1 protein-coding gene is annotated in these 1,004 nt (G+C 60.6%); it reads right to left on the bottom strand.

The window, feature by feature from the left end; genetic code table 11:
- Positions 1–1,004: acyltransferase domain-containing protein (locus A5782_RS04170; RefSeq protein WP_156623788.1), on the bottom strand; the 1,004-nt coding region annotated here is incomplete at both ends.

Here is a 1,004-nt window from a genome sequence, read left to right as displayed (position 1 = left end):
TGAAATGCATAGGTGGGCAACTGCACCGGGTGTCCATGCCCGTTAAACACCGCCGGCCAGTCCAGATCAACACCGGCGGTGAACAGTTGTGCTGCTGCGCCTAGCGTGGTGGTTGTTTCTGGGCGGTCTGGATGCAGGCTTGGCACAGTTAGGGTGTCGGCGGTGGGCAGAGTCTGCTCGATGGCGGCGGTGAGTCCTCCGGTGGGGCCCGCTTCGATAAATCGGGTGGCTCCGTGTGACTTAGCGAGCCGCACACCATCAGCGAAGCGCACCGGGTGGCGGATGTGGTCCATCCAGTACTGGGCGGTCCCGAAGTCGGATCCGGCTAGCTCGCCGGTCACATTCGATATCACCGGGATCTCAGGATTACTGGGCGTGATCGCTGCGGCGATATGTCCGAATTCTTCGAGCATGGGTTCCATGAGCGTGGAATGAAATCCATGAGAGACCGCTAACGGGTGCACCCGTCGGCCCTGATGGGCCAACCGATTCGCGATAGCGTTCACCGGATCGCGTGCACCAGAAATCACTACCGATTCTGGTGCGTTGATCGCGGCGATGCCCACCCCCTGGACCAACAACGGTTTAACGTCGCCTTCGGTGGCCGCCACGGCCACCATCGCCCCACCTGCTGGCAGGGCCTGCATCAACCGCCCCCGCGCCGCCACCAGCATGGCGGCGTCTGCTAAAGACAACACCTTTGCCACATACGCTGCGGTTAACTCCCCCACCGAATGGCCCATGACGAAGTCAGGGACAACACCCCAATGGTTGAACAAGGCATACAGGGCTGCTTCCACAGCGAATAATCCCGGCTGAGCGAACTCGGTGCTATCGAGCAGACCCTCACCATCACCCCACAGCACCTGATGCAATGGTCGTGCCAGATGCTGATCTAACGCCTCGACCACCACATCAAACGCCCTTGCAAAAGGCCGGTAGTGCTCATATAACTCCCGGCCCATTCCGACCCATTGGGAACCTTGCCCGGGAAACACCATGAC

Source organism: Mycobacterium sp. 852002-40037_SCH5390672, from assembly GCF_001665875.1.
GTDB lineage: Bacteria > Actinomycetota > Actinomycetes > Mycobacteriales > Mycobacteriaceae > Mycobacterium.
The sequence above is the reverse complement of the archived record's forward strand: the minus strand, read 5'-3'. Positions and strand labels throughout refer to the sequence as shown.